Below are 1,944 nucleotides of genomic sequence, written 5' to 3' on the forward strand. Positions count from 1 at the left end.
AAGACCGCACTGGGGCCGCGCTCGTCGCTGCCGACGATACGGGTCGGGATGCCGCGCGCGAGCTGCCGGTCGCGGAACTCGAGCACCTGGGCGGGTCCGGCCACCCGGAAGACCGGGACCGCGAACAGCGACCCGGTGGAGGCCCGCACCGCCCGCGGATCGTACTGGTCGGCGCCGTGGCCGGCGACCACGACGGCGTCGGCGCCGAAGGAGTCCGCCGAGCGGATCAGGGTGCCGAGATTGCCCGGCGAGTTGGGCCGGTCGAACACCACGACGACCGGGGCGCTCTCCCCCGGCTCGCCCGGCGCGTACTCGGCCAGATCCAGCTGACGCGTGATCGCCACCGCGACGAGTTCCGGTGCGGCATCGGCCTTTTCGCCGAGTTCGGCGATCAGCTCGGGGACCAGGCCGACCGCGGGCACCCCGGCGGTGTCGAGCGCCTCGCGCGCCCAGGTGGACAGTTCGGGCCCGCCGAGGCGATAGAGCAAGGTCTCCAGCGGCCAGCCCGCCGCCAGCGCCTGGGTGATCGGACGCACGCCCTGCACCAGGAACCGCTGGTCGCGATTGCGCTTGCTGCGGTTGTGCAGATAGGCCTGCCACAGCTGCATGGATGCGTTGCGGGTGCTCACCCTTCGGGTCACTGCGCGGTCCGTCCTGTGGGTTCGGAGGGATGTCTGTGCTCGTCGATCACGCTGTGCTCGTCGATCGCCCGTAGCGCGGCGTCGACCAGCCCGGGGTCGGCGCCGTCGAGCCAGCGCACCCGCGGATCGCGGCGGAACCAGGAACGCTGCCTGCGCACGTAGCGCCGGGTGCCGATCAGCGTGCGTTCCTCGGCGTGCGCCAGATCGTATTCGCCGTCCAGATGAGCGAGCACCTGGGCATAGCCGATCGCCCGCCGCGCGGTCACGCCCTCGCGCAGCCCACGCTCGACCAGGCCGCGCACCTCGTCGACCAGGCCGGTGGCGAACATCAGCGCGGTGCGGCGCTCGATGCGCGCGTCGAGTTCGGCGGTGTCGCGGTCGACGCCGAGGATCACCGTGCCCCAGCGCGGCTCCCCGATGCCGGGCGCCGAGGCCGCGAACGGCTTGCCGGTGAGCTCGACGACCTCGAGCGCGCGCACCATCCGCCGTCCGTCGGTGGGCAGAATCGTCTGTGCCGCGGCAGGATCGGCCACGCGCAGGGCCTCGTGCACGGCGGCCACTCCCCCGGTCTCCAGCAGCCGCTCGTACTTGGCCCGCACCCGCGGATCGGTGGCGGGGAAGGCCCAGTCGTCGAGCAGGGCCTGCACGTACATCATCGAGCCGCCCACGATCACCGGGGTGCGCCCACGCGCCGCGATGGCCTCCACGTCGGCGATGGCGTTGCGCTGATAGGTGGCCACGCTTGCGGTCTCGGTGACGTCGAGGACGTCGAGCTGATGGTGTGGGATGCCGCGGCGCTCGGCGACCGGCAGCTTGGCCGTGCCGATGTCCATGCCGCGGTAGAGCTGCATGGCGTCGATGTTGACGATCTCGCCGTCGAGCCGTTCGGCCAGCGCGAGGCCGAGATCGGATTTGCCGGTGGCGGTGGGACCGACCACCGCGATCGGCACCGTCATCGAGACCTGCCTTCCCGGTCGTCCCCCTGACGCCACACGCTCACGTGATAGCCGACGCCGAACGGCGCGTCCCGATAGTAGGTCCGCACCACCGGGTCGGCGGCGTCGGGCCCGAACAGCCCGGCCAGCGCCTGGTGCGCGGCCCGGCCACCCACGCCCAGTTCGGCACACAGCCCGGGGTCGAGGGCGCGCAGCGCGGCGCGGTCACCCGCGTCCAGGGCGTCGTCGAGCCCGCGCTGGAACCGCGGGGCCTCGGGCCGGAAGTAGCCGGGCGCGCCGGTCGACAGCGTGGTGGCGCCGTCGGCGACGACGAGCACGCCGTGCGGCTCGGGCTCGGCGTCCAGCGC

General features: G+C 73.3%; 2 protein-coding genes and 1 pseudogene. All 3 read right to left on the reverse strand.

Annotation, left to right across the window (positions count from 1 at the left end):
* On the reverse strand, positions 1–629 hold a 629-nt coding region (locus QH283_RS15755; protein ID WP_280503743.1), incomplete at its 3' end, for a TrmH family RNA methyltransferase.
* 8 nt (positions 630–637) lie between these two features.
* Positions 638–1,597, reverse strand: a complete 960-nt coding sequence (gene miaA, locus QH283_RS15760; RefSeq protein WP_280503744.1) for a tRNA (adenosine(37)-N6)-dimethylallyltransferase MiaA — start codon at positions 1,595–1,597, stop codon at positions 638–640.
* Positions 1,594–1,944, reverse strand: a pseudogene (locus tag QH283_RS15765) (hypothetical protein); the annotation flags it as partial. The gene miaA and the pseudogene QH283_RS15765, both read right to left, overlap by 4 nt.

Origin of the sequence: Nocardia farcinica (genome assembly GCF_029867845.1) — a bacterium.
GTDB lineage: Bacteria > Actinomycetota > Actinomycetes > Mycobacteriales > Mycobacteriaceae > Nocardia > Nocardia farcinica_A.